Origin of the sequence: Empedobacter falsenii, from assembly GCF_013488205.1 — a bacterium.
Taxonomy (GTDB): domain Bacteria; phylum Bacteroidota; class Bacteroidia; order Flavobacteriales; family Weeksellaceae; genus Empedobacter; species Empedobacter falsenii_C.
This window is the reverse complement of record NZ_CP040908.1, coordinates 66,361-81,351: the sequence shown is the minus strand read 5'-3', so window position 1 is coordinate 81,351 and position 14,991 is coordinate 66,361. Positions and strand designations below refer to the sequence as shown.

At 32.6% G+C, this 14,991-nt stretch carries 14 protein-coding genes; 5 read left to right on the top strand and 9 right to left on the bottom strand.

The window, feature by feature from the left end; genetic code table 11:
• Window positions 1-57 precede the first annotated feature (57 nt).
• The 3 genes from FH779_RS00390 to FH779_RS00380 are packed head-to-tail and all read right to left on the bottom strand — an operon-like array spanning window position 58 to window position 3,915.
• On the bottom strand, window positions 58-474 hold the full coding sequence (locus tag FH779_RS00390; protein WP_180905660.1) for a Fur family transcriptional regulator: 417 nt from the start codon (window positions 472-474) through the stop codon (window positions 58-60).
• A 49-nt stretch (window positions 475-523) separates the two neighbouring features.
• Complete coding sequence (locus FH779_RS00385; protein WP_180905659.1) at window positions 524-1,117, bottom strand: FEKKY domain-containing protein; 594 nt, start codon at window positions 1,115-1,117, stop codon at window positions 524-526.
• Window positions 1,117-3,915 carry a GH92 family glycosyl hydrolase gene (locus FH779_RS00380; RefSeq protein ID WP_180905658.1) on the bottom strand — a complete coding sequence of 933 codons (2,799 nt, stop codon included), beginning with the start codon at window positions 3,913-3,915 and terminating at the stop codon, window positions 1,117-1,119. The genes FH779_RS00385 and FH779_RS00380 overlap by 1 nt, the downstream gene beginning before the upstream one ends.
• Before the next feature lie 89 nt (window positions 3,916-4,004).
• On the opposite strand from FH779_RS00380, the gene FH779_RS00375 reads away from it, so the two are divergent.
• The 5 genes from FH779_RS00375 to serS all read left to right on the top strand — a co-directional run bounded on the left by FH779_RS00375 (window position 4,005) and on the right by serS (window position 8,730).
• Window positions 4,005-5,006 carry an isoaspartyl peptidase/L-asparaginase family protein gene (locus FH779_RS00375; RefSeq protein WP_180905657.1) on the top strand — a complete coding sequence of 334 codons (1,002 nt, stop codon included), beginning with the start codon at window positions 4,005-4,007 and terminating at the stop codon, window positions 5,004-5,006.
• Entirely contained in the window at window positions 5,003-5,680 is a 678-nt protein-coding gene (locus tag FH779_RS00370; RefSeq protein WP_180905656.1) for a copper homeostasis protein CutC, read from the top strand. Before FH779_RS00375 ends, FH779_RS00370 begins: the two co-directional genes overlap by 4 nt.
• An 18-nt stretch (window positions 5,681-5,698) precedes the next feature.
• Window positions 5,699-6,823: a DNA polymerase III subunit gene (locus FH779_RS00365; RefSeq protein WP_180905655.1), complete on the top strand. Its 1,125-nt coding sequence runs from the start codon at window positions 5,699-5,701 to the stop codon at window positions 6,821-6,823.
• A gap of 20 nt (window positions 6,824-6,843) precedes the next feature.
• The gene (locus FH779_RS00360; RefSeq protein ID WP_180905654.1) at window positions 6,844-7,146 is read left to right on the top strand and encodes a hypothetical protein; all 303 of its coding nucleotides are present in this window, start codon (window positions 6,844-6,846) and stop codon (window positions 7,144-7,146) included.
• 315 nt (window positions 7,147-7,461) lie between these two features.
• Window positions 7,462-8,730 carry a serine--tRNA ligase gene (serS, locus tag FH779_RS00355; RefSeq protein ID WP_180905653.1) on the top strand — a complete coding sequence of 423 codons (1,269 nt, stop codon included), beginning with the start codon at window positions 7,462-7,464 and terminating at the stop codon, window positions 8,728-8,730.
• Between the two features lie 69 nt (window positions 8,731-8,799).
• On the opposite strand, the gene rfbD is transcribed toward serS, so the two are convergent.
• The 6 genes from rfbD to porG all read right to left on the bottom strand — a co-directional run bounded on the left by rfbD (window position 8,800) and on the right by porG (window position 14,970).
• The gene (gene rfbD / locus FH779_RS00350; protein ID WP_180905652.1) at window positions 8,800-9,654 is read right to left on the bottom strand and encodes a dTDP-4-dehydrorhamnose reductase; all 855 of its coding nucleotides are present in this window, start codon (window positions 9,652-9,654) and stop codon (window positions 8,800-8,802) included.
• Window positions 9,655-9,707: 53 nt separating this feature from the next.
• On the bottom strand, window positions 9,708-10,223 hold the full coding sequence (locus tag FH779_RS00345; protein ID WP_180905651.1) for an OmpH family outer membrane protein: 516 nt from the start codon (window positions 10,221-10,223) through the stop codon (window positions 9,708-9,710).
• A gap of 26 nt (window positions 10,224-10,249) precedes the next feature.
• Window positions 10,250-10,837, bottom strand: coding sequence for an OmpH family outer membrane protein (locus FH779_RS00340; protein WP_180905650.1), 588 nt, complete (start codon window positions 10,835-10,837; stop codon window positions 10,250-10,252).
• A gap of 61 nt (window positions 10,838-10,898) precedes the next feature.
• The gene (gene bamA, locus FH779_RS00335) at window positions 10,899-13,421 is read right to left on the bottom strand and encodes an outer membrane protein assembly factor BamA (protein WP_244957996.1); all 2,523 of its coding nucleotides are present in this window, start codon (window positions 13,419-13,421) and stop codon (window positions 10,899-10,901) included.
• A 20-nt stretch (window positions 13,422-13,441) separates the two neighbouring features.
• A complete protein-coding gene (locus FH779_RS00330) occupies window positions 13,442-14,185 on the bottom strand; it encodes an isoprenyl transferase (RefSeq protein ID WP_180906770.1) in 744 nt (247 codons plus the stop codon).
• Window positions 14,186-14,196: 11 nt separating this feature from the next.
• Window positions 14,197-14,970, bottom strand: coding sequence for a type IX secretion system protein PorG (gene porG, locus FH779_RS00325; RefSeq protein WP_180905649.1), 774 nt, complete (start codon window positions 14,968-14,970; stop codon window positions 14,197-14,199).
• Window positions 14,971-14,991: the final 21 nt, after the last annotated feature.

Sequence of the window (14,991 nt, the reverse complement as noted above, 5' to 3'; positions counted from 1 at the left end):
ATTCAAAAATTTATATTTCAAAATTATAAAGTTATTGCTGCAATCTGGTTGCAAAGTTTAGGACTTACATTGATCGCAAATTCCTTTTAAGATAAAAGAAGATTGTTCGACTTCGAAATTTTTGGGTAAATTGATTTCTGGCAAATGAATATTTCTCAAACAAAACGTCTGATTACAATTGTTACAATGAAAATGAGCATGCGTAAACTCGGGCGTACATTTGCAACTCGATTCGCAAAGCGCATATTTTATAGACCCCGTTCCGTCCTCGATTGAATGAATTAATTTATTTTCTTCGAAAGTTTTCAATGTTCTATAAATTGTTACTCGATCTGCTTGATCCATCTCAATTTCTAGATCAGCCAAACTCAACGCAACTTCTGCATTCATCAGTTTATCCAAGACCAACAATCTCATCGCAGTCGGATTGATAGAACGATTTTGTAATGTTTTGTTTAAAATTTCTGTTTGCATTTTCTTCGATTTCGAATATAAAGTTACGAAAAAGTTAACTAAAGTTTAGTTAATAAAGTTTTTCCCTTTTTATTGCATCTAATTCTTTTTGCATTCGTTTCTTCCAATCTTTACCATTACGTTTTTCAAGATAAGGCTTTACAGTTTCTTCATATTTTAGTTCTAATTTATCATGTTTAAAATCTAAAACTCCAATATTTATATAATCTACTCCATATTTATTGTGAATACTGTCAATTTTAGCATAGGTTTCAGAACTAAATTCTGGTAAAGGAAATCCTCCTGAATAAAGGAAAACAATTTTATCTTTTTTAATGTCGTCAAGAGCTCGTTCTATATATTCTTTTTCTTCTTTTTTTAGATCAATTAGTTGATTAATTAATGAGCTAAAAAATAATATTATTAAAAGAAAATTTAGGCCAAGATTAAATTTAAGTAATTTGTCTATTCTGAATAAACTTATTAAGCTTGAAAAAATAAAAATACCAACAAGAATAAAAATAGTATTCTGATACTCAATTTGATTGAAAATTTCTGAAAATTTAAATTTCAAAGGATAATAAATACAATAAAATTCTAGTATTGGATACAATAATATTAATCCAATAGCAATTATATTAAACGCTATTAATTTATTTTTCATTATTTAATCATAATCTCATCAACGAAAATATAGGATTTCCCTTGAAAAGGTTCTGCTAAATGACCTTTTGGAAATGCACCATAATTTGTCGCTTTTACTTTGATATAACGTGCTTTCTCTGCTTTGAACTGAACTTTCCATTGATCAGAAAACACATTATTATCAAATGCATCAACTTGTTTTTCTAACATTCCAACCAATTTAAAATTCTGACTATCCTTAGAAATATAGACTTCTAATTTTGTCGGTAACACAATCCAAGAACGAGAATCTTGCAAGAAATTCATGACAACAGAAGAAACTGATTTCGCTTTTTTCATGTCAACTATTGCTTCAAAGTTTTGGTCATAATATCCCTGCCAATCGCCTTTTTTCCAATTGCTATCACCAATAATACCGTCCAATAAACCTTGTGGACCACCTGCATGATATTGTGGTGTATACGTAGAATTAAGCTGAATTGTATAATCATTTGGTTTCTTAGTAAACGTTCCAGAAATCGTTTTACTTTTCTTGCCATTCACTTCTATGAAAGAAGAAATTATAGTTGTTTCTTTTATTGAAATAGGCTTTTTATAAATTTCAGCTTTTTTACCATTCACCGAAACATAAATTTTTGCATTGGGTTCAGAAGATTTTACTTCAACATTCATTTTATTTTGAAATGATCTGTCTTCAGCAACCAAAACTGGAACCGTTACAATTTTTTCACTTTCAGAAATAGGTTTAATCTCTCTATCTTTCAAGAATTCAAATCCTAAAAATTGATTGTCTTTATAATTATTTTTCGTAATTACACGCTTCGTTCCATCTTCTAAATTAATAGTGATTTCATCAAAATACGGCTCAACTGTCGTCCACATTCCAGAACCTGGCGTAACACTGTAAATTCCCATCGAAGCCAAAACATACCACGCACTCATCTGTCCACAATCTTCATTACCAATTAATCCATCAGGCGAATTTTTATAATGTTCGTCCAAAATTTTATGGACTAATTCTTTCGTTTTTTCAGGTTTATCAATGTAATTGTACAAAAACGCTACGTGATGACTCGGCTCATTTCCTTGCGCATATTGTCCAATAAGTCCCGTAACATCCACTTGTTCTCGACCTGTTGTTTCTGATGGTGCATTAAATAATTCATCCAATTTTGCCTCAAAACCATCTTTTCCGCCATAAATATCAATCATTCCATTGATATCTTGCGGAGCGAAAAATGTGTATTGCCAACCATTCGCTTCTGTGTAATTATTGTTTACTTCACGCGGATCAAAAGGCTTTAACCAACCTCCATTTTTCTTTGGCTGAATAAATTTTGTCTCATGATTGAATAAATTTTTCCAATATTGCGCACGCTCAATGAAGTAATTATAATCGTCTTGTTTATTTAAAATCAATGCCATTTGCGCAATACACCAATCATCGTACGCATATTCTAACGTTTTTGAAACTGACTCGTGTTCATCATCAATCGAAATAAATCCATTCTGTTTGTAAGCTTTCAATCCCAAATGATCTAACATTGCCGAATGCTTTGCTGCTTCATAAGCTTTCTCATAATCAAAGCCTTTGAAACCTTTGACCATCGCATCTGCAATCACAGACACCGAGTGATAACCAATCATACAATCCGTTTCATTGCTCGCTAATTCCCAAACAGGCAAACGTCCGCCTTGTTCGTAATGCTTGATAAATGTGTTAATAAAATCGATCGTTCTTCTCTTCTCAATCAACGTATACAAAGGATGCGCAGCACGAAAAGTATCCCAAAGCGAGAAAACTGAATAATAATCGAAATTATTTGCCAAATGAATTTGATCGTCCATTCCACGGTAATTTCCATTCAAATCTTGCGAAATATTTGGTTGCATCATCGTGTGATACATCGCTGTATAAAAAATTGTTAGCTTATTTTTGTCTGAAGATTTTACTTCAATCTTTGATAATTCTTTATTCCAAGCCTTTTCAGCAGCGGCTTTCGTTTTAGTAAAATCGAATGTTGTTAACTCTTTACTGTTAACATCCGTTCCATTATATCCAGTTGTAGACAAGGTTACTTTTACCAAAATCTTCTCACCTTTCTTTACTTTTTTCCCAAAAGCCAAGGCAATTTCATTTCCTTTGAATGTTTTAGATGTAATATTTCCGTCTTTTGAAGATGTTAATTTTAACGGAACATTAAATTCTATTTTGGCAAAAATCTTTTGATTCTTCGCCCACTCTTCCGAATTTCTGTAGACATAAACTGTTTTAGCGTCTACAATTTTCACTTCTCCTTCTACTAATTTATCACGATGGTTAAGGTCTAAAATGATATTTGCATCACCAGCTTTATTAAAAGTATATTCATGCAAACCAACGCGAGTTGTTGTTGTTAATCTAACATTGATATTGTATTTATCCAACAAAACTTGATAATATCCCGCAGTTGCTTTTTCGTTTTTATGCGAAAATTTAGAGCCATAATCCGTTTGATTAAATCCATTCTGATTAAGCGTTGGCATCAACATAATATCGCCATAATCAGAAACTCCTGTTCCATTAAGATGCGTATGCGAAAAACCATAAATAAAATCATCAGAATAATGATATCCGCTGCAACCATCCCAACTTCCATCAACACGCGTATCTGGTGAAAGTTGAACCATTCCATAAGGTAAAGTCGCGCCAGGAAAAGTATGCCCGTGACCGCCAGTCCCGATAAAAGGATTTACATATTGTGTATAATCATTTTTTTGAGCAAATAAAATACTGGAAATCATTATCCATAAAACAGATAGTAAAATTGTTCTCATAAGTTTTTAGTGTTTTGAGTATCAGATAAACTGTTATACAATTATATGAATTATATTTGTTAGATTCATAATTTGAAATCGATTAACACATGAATAATAGAAGAAATTTTATAAAAAATTTAGGTGCACTAGGCTTGCTTTTAGGTACAACGAAACTTGATCTTAGTGCGCAAACTAAATCTACAAAATCAGCTACTTCAACAAAAATCAATAAGCCAATTGTTCTTTCTACATGGCGTTTTGGGCTTGAAGCCAACGCTGAAGCTTGGAAAATTTTAGGAAAAAATGGAACTGCTTTAAACGCAGTAGAACAAGGTGTAAAATTGGTAGAAGCAGATCCAAATGAACGAAGTGTTGGTTACGGTGGACGTCCTGATCGTGATGGAAAAGTAACGTTGGACGCCTGTATTATGGACGATCAAGCGAATATCGGTTCTGTTGCAGGTTTAGAATATATCAAACATCCTATTTCTGTTGCGCGAAAAGTGATGGAAGATACGCCGCATGTTATGTTAGTTGGAAATGGTGCACTTCAATTTGCGTTGGAAAAAGGCTTCAGAAAAGAGAATTTATTGACTGATGTTTCCGAACAAGAATGGAAAGAATGGTTGAAAGACACCAACTATCAAATGCCAATCAATATCGAAAATCATGATACAATTGGAATGATTGCATTAGATGCGCACGGAAATCTTTCTGGAGCTTGTACGACAAGTGGCATGGCATACAAAATGCACGGACGTGTTGGAGATTCACCAATTATCGGCGCAGGTTTGTATGTTGATAACGAAATTGGTGCAGCGACAGCAACTGGACACGGTGAAGAAGTAATTCGTATTGCGGGAAGTCATTTGGTTGTGGAATTGATGCGTCAAGGTTATTCGCCAGAAAATGCGTGTAAGGAGGCTGTACATCGAATTATTAAGTTAACAAAATCGCGCAAAAAAGATTTATCGGCTATTCAAGTTGGTTTTATTGCGATTAATAAACAAGGTGAATATGGTTCGTATTGTATCCATCCAGGCTTTAACTTTGCGGTTTATGACGAAACTGGAAATCGTTTGATTGACGGAAAATCTATTACAAAATGAAAAAATTAGAAATCGCTTGTTTCAACTTAGAATCAGCTTTAATTGCTGCAAAATCAAATGCAGATCGAATTGAGTTATGCGCCAATGCTTCAACAGGTGGAGTTACACCAGATTTTGAAGATATCAAAACATTGCGAAAAGAAACAGACAAAGAAATTATGGTGATGATTCGCCCTCGTGGTGGAGATTTTTGTTATTCTGATGAAGAATTTGAACAAATGAAATCTGAAATCATCATGATTAAAAATTTTAGAATTGATGGTTTTGTTTTTGGAATTTTGAATGAAGATAACGAAATTGATTTTGAACGAAATCAAGAATTAGTTGAACTTTCAAAACCTTTTCCATGTACGTTTCATCGTGCATTTGACAGAACTTCTGATGCCGAGGACTCACTTCAAACAGTGATTGATTTAGGATTCAAAACAATCTTAACTTCTGGCTTGGATAGCAATGTAGATTATGGAAAACGTGAATTAAAAAATCTGGTTAAAAAAGCAGAAAATCAAATTACAATTATGCCTGGAGGTGGTTTGCGCTCAACAAATATTGAAGAAATTGATTCATATGCAAATGCAACTTATTTTCATTCTTCAGCAATGATTGACGATTCTGGAATTGCTAATTTAGAAGAAATCAATCGATTAAAAAGTTTGATAAATTCTGAAAAATAAAAATAGTAACTTTGGACTATGCTTTGGGAAAATGTAATTGGACAACAGGAGATTAAAAACAAACTTCAACAATCTATAAAAGATGGTCGTATAAGTCATGCGCAGCTATTTTCTGGTCCAGAAGGTTCGGGAACTTTGGCTTTGGCTATTGCTTATGCACGTGAGGTTTTGTGTGGTTTGAATAACGAACAATGCAATCTGAAAGTTGATAAATTACAACATCCCGATTTACATTTTTCTTTTCCTTATTCAGCAACAGAAAGTGTAAAAAAGCCACTTGCTAAGTATTTATTAAACGATTGGCGAACTTTTGTAGACGAAAATGTCTATGGAAATCTAACCGATTGGATGTCCCATCTCGGAATTGAAAAAAAACAAGGCGTTATCCCTGTTGATGAAGCAGATGAAATTGTTAAAACATTAGCGCTAAACAGTTACGAAGGCGGTTACAAAATCATGATTATTTGGCAAGCAGAGGAAATGACAACTGCTGCAGCCAATAAATTGTTGAAAATAATTGAAGAACCACCTCAAAAAACACTGTTTTTATTGGTAACAGAGCGCGAGGATTTAATTTTACAAACCATTACTTCTCGTTGTCAATTAGTCAAAATCCCACGTTTATCGCAATCGGATGTAAAGAACTATTTGGTTGAGAAGAAAAATATTAATCCAGAAAAAGCGCAACATATTGCTTTTCTATCGCAAGGAAATGTACGAGAAGCCTTGCATCAATTGAATGATGACGAGCATTTATTCGATAAATATTTTGTGACTTGGGTTCGAAAAGCGTTTATGGCAGCCAAAACTCCAACCGTTTTAAAGGATTTGATTGATTGGTCAAATCAAATTGCAAGTTGGTCGAGAAGTGAGCAAAAAGATTTTTTGAACTATTGTTCCGAGATTTTTCGTCAAGCTTTGTTAAAAACGTATCAATCTGATGATTTAGTTTTCTTGCAAATCAATGCAGAAGGCTTTAAATGGCAAGGTTTTGCGCCTTTTATACATGGAGCAAATATCGAAGATATTTTAAATGAAATTAATGAAGCGTCATATCATATCGAGCGAAATGGTAATTCTAAAATTATTCTTTTAGATTTATCAATCAAGCTAACGAGATATTTACATCGCAAAACAGCATAAAAAAACCACTTATCTAATAAGTGGTTTCTTTATATGATCTGAATGTTATTTCAAATTATTTTGCTGGAGCTTCAGTAGCTGGAGCTACTTCTTTAGCTGCACCTTCAACTTTAGTTGCTGCTGAATCAACTTTAGCTGCTGCTGAGTCAACTACTGCTGCTGCTGAATCAACTACTGCTGCTGCTGAATCAACTGTTACTGCTGCTGAATCAACGTTAGCTGGTGCTTCTTCTGCTTTTTTCTCACCACAAGATACTGCTCCTAAAGATAAAGCTGCTACTGCAACTACTGCGAAAAATTTTTTCATTGTTTTATTGTTTTAATTATTAATAATTTTCGATTAATTTTCTTTGACAAATGTATTTCGAAATGCAAACAACAGCATGTAAAATCAATGTAATATAGTTGTATTAATAAATTCTCAATAAATAAAGTTTAATGCATTAATTATCAATTAATTATAAAATATTTTACAATTTTTGAATATTATTTGTAAAAAACATTATGTCAATTATTTATCTAATAAAGACAGTAAAATCTAAAAATAAGTAGATTTTGATTAATTTTTGATACTAAATCATTTAATCTTTATTCTAAAAAATTAATTATTTATACATTTGTATAAATTTAATAAAAGTATGCTAGTAGTTTCTTACATTCAAGAAAACAAAGATCGTGTAATTGAAGGACTTAAAAAACGTAACTTCAAACAATTAGATCTTGTTGATGAAGTTTTAAATGTGGATGAACTTCGTCGTAAAACACAATTTGAATTAGATAATGTATTAGCTGAATCCAACAAATTAGCAAAAGAAATTGGTAATTTGTTTAAAGATGGAAGATCGGAAGAGGCTAATGAATTAAAAAACAAAACGGTTGATTTAAAAACTCAATCAAAAGAGTTACAAGATTTATTATCGTCTTACGAAACATCCGTTAAAGATATTTTGTATCAAATCCCGAATATTCCGAACGAAATCGTAATGGCAGGAAAAGATGCTGATGATAACGAAATCGTTTTTGAACACGGAGATGCAACTGCAAAACCAAACAATTTGCCACACTGGGAAGTTGCTAAGAAATTTGACATCATTGATTTTGAATTAGGTGTTAAAATTACTGGAGCTGGTTTCCCTGTTTACAAAGGAAAAGGTGCTCGTTTGCAACGTGCTTTAACGCAATTTTTCTTAGATAAAAATTCTGATGCTGGTTATACAGAAATCGTTCCTCCTTTCGTTGTGAATGAGGCTTCTGGTTATGGAACAGGACAGTTACCAGACAAAGAAGGGCAAATGTATTATATTGGAGAAGATGATTTGTACTTGATTCCGACTGCGGAAGTTCCTGTGACAAATATTTACCGTGATACGATTGTAAGAGCAGAAGATTTACCAATTACGTTGACTGCATATTCGCCATGTTTCCGTCGTGAAGCGGGTTCTTATGGAAAAGATGTAAGAGGTTTGAACCGTTTGCACCAATTTGAGAAAGTTGAGATTGTGCGTATTGAAAAACCAGAAAATTCTTATGCTGCTTTAGACGGAATGATTGAGCACGTAAAAGGAATTTTAGAAGATTTAGAATTACCATACCGTATTTTAAGACTATGTGGTGGTGATACAGGTTTTACATCTGCAATTACATACGATTTCGAAGTTTTCTCTGAAGCGCAAGAAAAATGGTTAGAAGTTTCTTCTGTTTCTAATTTTGAGACTTTCCAAGCAAATCGTTTGAAATTACGTTACAAAGATGAAAATGGAACTCAATTAGCGCATAGTTTAAATGGTTCTGCTTTAGCTTTACCACGTATTTTAGCGTCAATTCTAGAGAATCACCAACAGGCTGATGGAACAGTAAAAATTCCGAAAGCATTGCAACCTTATACTCGTTTTGAGATTTTAGATTAATTAATAACCTTTCAGATAAATAAAAAGCTCGAGAAATTCTCGAGCTTTTTTATGTTATTAAAATTGAAACTAAATCAAATACTTCAATTCTTCTTTCAAACTATCTTCCCAAGTCGGAATATCAAGTTGATACACTTCTTTTATTTTTGATTTATCCAATAAACTGTACGCAGGACGCTTCGCTTTTGTTGGATAAGCTGAAGTTGGAACAGGATTAATTTCGATTGTTGAATTAGAAAATTCTTTAATTTTTTGAGCAAATTCAAACCAAGAACATTCTCCTTCATTCGAATAATTAAAAATTCCATACGTTAAATCATTTTTCGAAATAATCGTTAAGATTGCGTCAGCCAAATCAATCGCATTTGTTGGAGAACCAATTTGATCTGCCACAACAGAGATTGAATCTTTGTCATTAAACAATCTAAGCATCGTTTTAACGAAGTTATTTCCAAATCGAGAATAAACCCAAGCTGTGCGTAAAATAATCGTTTTAGGATTGTTTTCTAATGCTAAATTTTCTCCGTCTAACTTTGTTTGACCATAGACACCAATCGGATTTGTTTGATCAGTTTCTAAACGAGGTTGAGCTTCAGTTCCATCAAACACATAATCTGTCGAAACATGAATAAATGGAATTCCTTTCTCATTCGTAATTTTTGCTAAAAATTCTGTTGCTTTTGCGTTTACTAAATAAGCATTCTCTTGATCATCTTCTGCTTTATCAACCGCTGTATAAGCTGCACAATTGATAACAAAATCGAATGATTTATCTTCGAAATAATGATTAATTAATTCTTCGTTCGTAATATCTAATTCGTTTCGAGTGACAAAAAAACATTCAATTTCCTTGTAGTTTTTTGATTGCTCTAAGATTGATTGACCTAACTGACCATTCGCTCCGGTAACTAAAATTCTTTTCATATATAAAAAAAGCCACTAAAATAGTGGCTTGAAGATATTAATAATACTTAAAATTATAAACCTAATTCTTTTTTAACATCGTTTAATAAGTCGTATCCTCCAGCTTTGTAAACTAAAACACCTGCAGGTAAAACATATTTAACTCCTTTTTTTGCAGCAGCAGCATTAATTGCATCCATTACTCTTTTCTCGATTGGATCCATTAAAGCTTTCTCTTTTGCTTGCATTTCATCTTGAGCAGCTTTTGCATAATTTTCATATTTCTTTTGCATTTCTTGCTCTTTTTCTTGGTATTTGTTCGCTGCAATTAATTTTTGAGCTTCTTCTTGAGATTTACCAGCTAAATCTTTTTGTGCTTTTTCCATAAAAGCCTTATATTCTGCTTGTAAAGCTTCAATTTTAGTTTGGTGACCTTTTCCTAATGCTTCTAAGTCTGCTTCAGCTTTTTTGTATGCTGGCATTGATTCAATTACTGCTTGCGTATCAATATGTGCAATTTCTTGAGCGAAAGATAAAACGCTTCCGAAAACCATCATTGTAAATACTGCTATCAATCTAATTTGTTTCATTTCTAGTCTAATTTGTTTTTTAAAATTTATTTTCTTGTTTTATTGCTACTATTACTAGTTTTATTATTTCCAGAAGTTGATGTTTTTGAATTATTTGGTTTCAATTCTGGTCTTAAAGTCATTAATACTTCTCTACTTATGTCAAACTTTGGATCTGTGTAAATCATGATTAAATCACTTCCTTTATCAAATACGAAACCATAACCTCTTTTATCAGCAACTTCTTTTGTCGCATTATAAATTTGATCTTGTAAAGGTTTTACCATTGATCTTCTCAGATTCACTAAATCACCATTTGGTCCATAACGCTTGTCTTGCAAAATTCTTACAGCTGCCACTTCATCCGCTAGCTTTTTCTCTTGCTCTTTCACCTGTTCTGCCGTTAATAAAATCTTTTCGGCTTCGAATTCGGCTTGTAATTTAGCTAAATTTTCTTGTTTTTGCTCAATTTCTTTTTGCCAAGATTCTGTTTGAGATTTTAATTTGCTTTGAGACGAAGTATATTCAGGTAAATTTTCTAAAATATACTGGCTGTCTACGTAACAAAATCTTTGCGCAAAAGAGAAACTTGCTAATCCAAAGAACAACGCTATAAAGCTAATCCATTTTTTCATATTTGTGATGTGTTAATTCTAAAATTATGCCAAAACGTTCTAAGCAAATTTAATCAATTTATTAGAATTGTTGTCCAATAATAAAGTGAGTTTGCCATCCAGAGCGTTCTGTTTGTCCAAATCCTTTATCAAATCCGTATCCAAAATCAAATCCTAACAAACCAAATGCTGGCATATAAATACGAACACCTGCTCCTGCAGAACGTTTTAATTCAAACGGTTTAAATTCACTTGTATTGTTCCAAACGTTACCTCCTTCTGCAAAAGTTAATGCATAAATTTTGGCTGTTTGGCTCATTGTGATTGGATAACGTAATTCTAACGAATATTTATTATAGATTGTTCCACCTCCTTCTGGCGTAATATCTCCTGTTTGTCCACCAGAGTTTGTTGCATCTTCGTAACCTCTTAATGAAATGATCTCACGTCCATCGAAACGATTTTGTGTAAGACCTGTTCCTCCTAAGTAGAAACGCTCGAAAGGAATTGTTCCAATTTTACGGTTATATGTTCCTAAAACTCCAAATTCTCCACCAGCTTTTAAAACTAATTTACCTGTTAATTCTTTGTAGAAATATGCTTTAGCTTTGAATTTATAATATTCTAACCATTTGAATTTTTCTACGTCAGACATGTTTGTATAGTCTTTGTTATTAAAAACTGAATAAGGAAATGTTGTCGTAAACGATAAACTAATTTCTGATCCTGATTGAGGGAAAATAGGGTCTGGTCCAGCTGAATTACGTGTTAAACCTAATGTATAGTTTAAGTTGTTTGACGAACCATTTTCATATTGCATATTACCAACAGACATCGCATAATTATCGAAGTTATATAACTGATAAGAAATTGAGTTTGATAAACGGAAATAATCATCTGGCCAAGTTAACAACTTAGTTAAACCAACTGAAGCTCCTAAGATATCCAATTTCGCTTTTTCTCCATAATTATCGCGGTAATCATATTGTGAATAATAAAAAGACGTTGATAAAGCTGTAGGGCGTTTTCCTCCAATCCAAGGTTCAACAAACGATAAACTATAATTTTTATATCCGTTACCAGCTTGTGCTCTTAATGATAATTGTTGTCCATCTCCCATTGGAATTGGTTTCCAAGCTTTTTTATTGAAAAAATTCTTCAATGAGAAATTCCCGAAAGTTAATCCTAATGTACCAATGAAAGTCCCTGCACCATATCCTCCTTGTAATTCTACTTGAGAAGATGATTTTGGCGCAACTTTCCACTCTACATCAACTGTATTATTATCTTGATTTGGTTGAATATCTGGAACAATTTGCGTTGGCTCTAAATATCCTAAAGAAGCTAACTCCATCATCGTACGTTTAATGTCCGATTTAGAGAATAAATCTCCTGGTTTAGTTCTTAACTCACGGTATAAAATATGATCATGAGCTTCTGTATTACCGTTAATCGTTACTTTGTTAAGTGTAGCTTGAGTACCTTCGAAAACTTTAATTTCAAGATCGATTGTATCATTTTTCACACTTTTTTCTACAGGAATAGCACGAGCAAACAAATACCCTCTATCCATGTATAATGTAGAAATATCATCGTCTTTTTCTGATCCAGAAATCTTTTTGTTGATACCTACTGCATCATAACGATCTCCTGTTTTGTAACCAAAAATTCGTTGTAATTGTTCAGAAGTATAAATTGAGTTTCCAGAAAACGTTACATCTCCTAAGAAATATGGTTTTCCTTCGTTAACTTTAATTTTAACTAATAAGTTTTTGTCATCAACTTTTTCGATGTTGTATGACTCAACTTTAGCATCTCTAAAACCAACAGATTTGTACTCATCAACCAAAGTTTTTAAATCTTCCTGGAATTTTTCAGGAATCATTTTAGATGATTTGAAGATATTGATCGATTTCTGTTTGGTATTTTTCATCCCTTTTTTACGTAAACGAGCAGCTGTTAAGTTGTCATTTCCTTCGAAAATGATTTTCTTAATCTTTACACGCTCTCCACGATTCACATTCAATGTAATATTTTCTTCATCTTCTTTACCAGCAATTGGTTGACGTTCTACATTAATTGTTGTGTTAGGATAACCTTTTCCAGTATAATAATCTTTGATTTTATTATTTGTCGTATTGATCAAACTTTGTGTAATCTTAACACCTGGATTTAATTTATTTTGTTTGATTAAATCTTCGCGTTGCGATTTTTTCACGCCGTTAATCTTAATTTCTCCTAAACTAGGAACTGAAACCAAGGCAAGCTCTAATGTTACTTCGTTACCTTCTATTTTATCTACATACAAGTCGATGTCAGAGAAAATATTAGATCTCCATAATTTTTTTACAGCATTATTTACCTTCGTACCTGGTAATTCTATCTCTTCACCGATAGCAAAACCTGCATAACGGATAATTTGATTCTTAGAATATTTAGAGTCACCTGTTACAACGATATCTTTCAGTTTGAAAGTTCGTGCATTGGTATAATCTAAGACAAAATTATCTTGTTGTGTTGAATCAATGGTTTTCGTAGAGTCTACGACTTGCGCCTGTGCCATGTAAGCACCAAGCATACACATTGTCCAAAAAATTTTCTTCATAATCCTCTATTTCAGTTCGATTAGTTCGTTAGTTGCTCGCTTATCTTACCAAATCTACGTTCTCGATTTTGGTAATTTAAAATTGCTTTATAAAATTCTTCCTCGTTAAAATCAGGCCACAAAACCTCTGTAAAATATAATTCTGCGTAAGCAATTTGCCACAACAAGAAATTACTAATTCTGGTTTCGCCACTTGTTCTAATCATAAGATCTACCATAGGTAAATCGTGTGTATATAAGTTTTGATGAACTAATTCTTCATTAAAATCATTGTCGGATATTTCTCCGTCTTTGTATTTTTGGGCAATAGATTTCATCGCGTGTAATAGTTCTTCTTTCGAACCATAACTTAATGCTAATGTCAAAACACAATCTGTGTTGTCTTTTGTTTTTTCCATTGCTTGAGTCAAATCTTTGAATGCTTTTTTTGGTAATTTTGATAAATCTCCAATCACATTCAAGCGAACTCCATTTTTGTGTAATTCATTTATTTCGTCCTTAATTGCAGAACTTAATAAAGTCATTAAAACATTGACTTCTAATTTTGGACGGTTCCAATTTTCAGTAGAAAATGCGTAAAGTGTAAGATGTTTTATACCTAATTTTCGACAAGTTTCGATTGAAGATCGTACAGCTCCCAAAGCACTTTTGTGTCCAAAAGTTCTTTCTTTACCGTTCTTCTTAGCCCATCTTCCGTTACCATCCATAATGATTGCAACGTGATTAGGTATATTATTTTTATCTATTTGTTCTACTAAACTAATTTCCATTCTTTTTAATCACAATAACAAGCAGGTCGACCAAAACTGTACGTTAAGGTAATTCCTGATAATACGTACCAATCTTTGTTTGATGTGTTTCCGTATACTCTTTTACTATATTCATCCGAAGGTATAACTCCATCAGCTACAGCATCAGTAAAATTTTGAGTAAATTTTCCTTTGTTGTAATCTATATAATCAACACTTGTATAACGAACACCTGTCTCAAAAGATAAAATCCAATTGTAATTGAATCTTACTTTATATCCAACCCCAAAAGGAATCGTTAAATCGGTATTATATTTTGTTTTTTCGATAATTACGTTGTTTGTCCCATCGTAATCATATTCTTTTCCTTTTGCCGAAAAAGCTCCAACTCCTACAAAAATATAAGGCGATTGCGCTTTTTCTTGATCATCATTGATATTAAAGAAATTATACTCAAACATCAATGATCCTTCTACAATATTATTTCGAAAATTTTTATTTCTTTCTAATTTGTAATACTCTTTCGAGCGGTGGTCACTTGCTCCAACTTTTGAATAAGAGATATTTGCTCTAAAACCCATTTGCGGATTTATATTAAAACGATACAATCCTCCTATGGAAATTGGTAAATAAATTTTCCCACCTGGCTCTGTTTTCGTAGGAAACGGATTGATGTAATTGGCTTTACCAATATCTCCAATCACATTTGCTCCACCAGCAAAAATTCCGAGTTCATGTCTTTGCGCAAAAGTTAATTGCGAAAAACATAGTATAAAAACAAACAAAAATACTCTCCTCATAAGTTGTGTTATTTTTTCGGC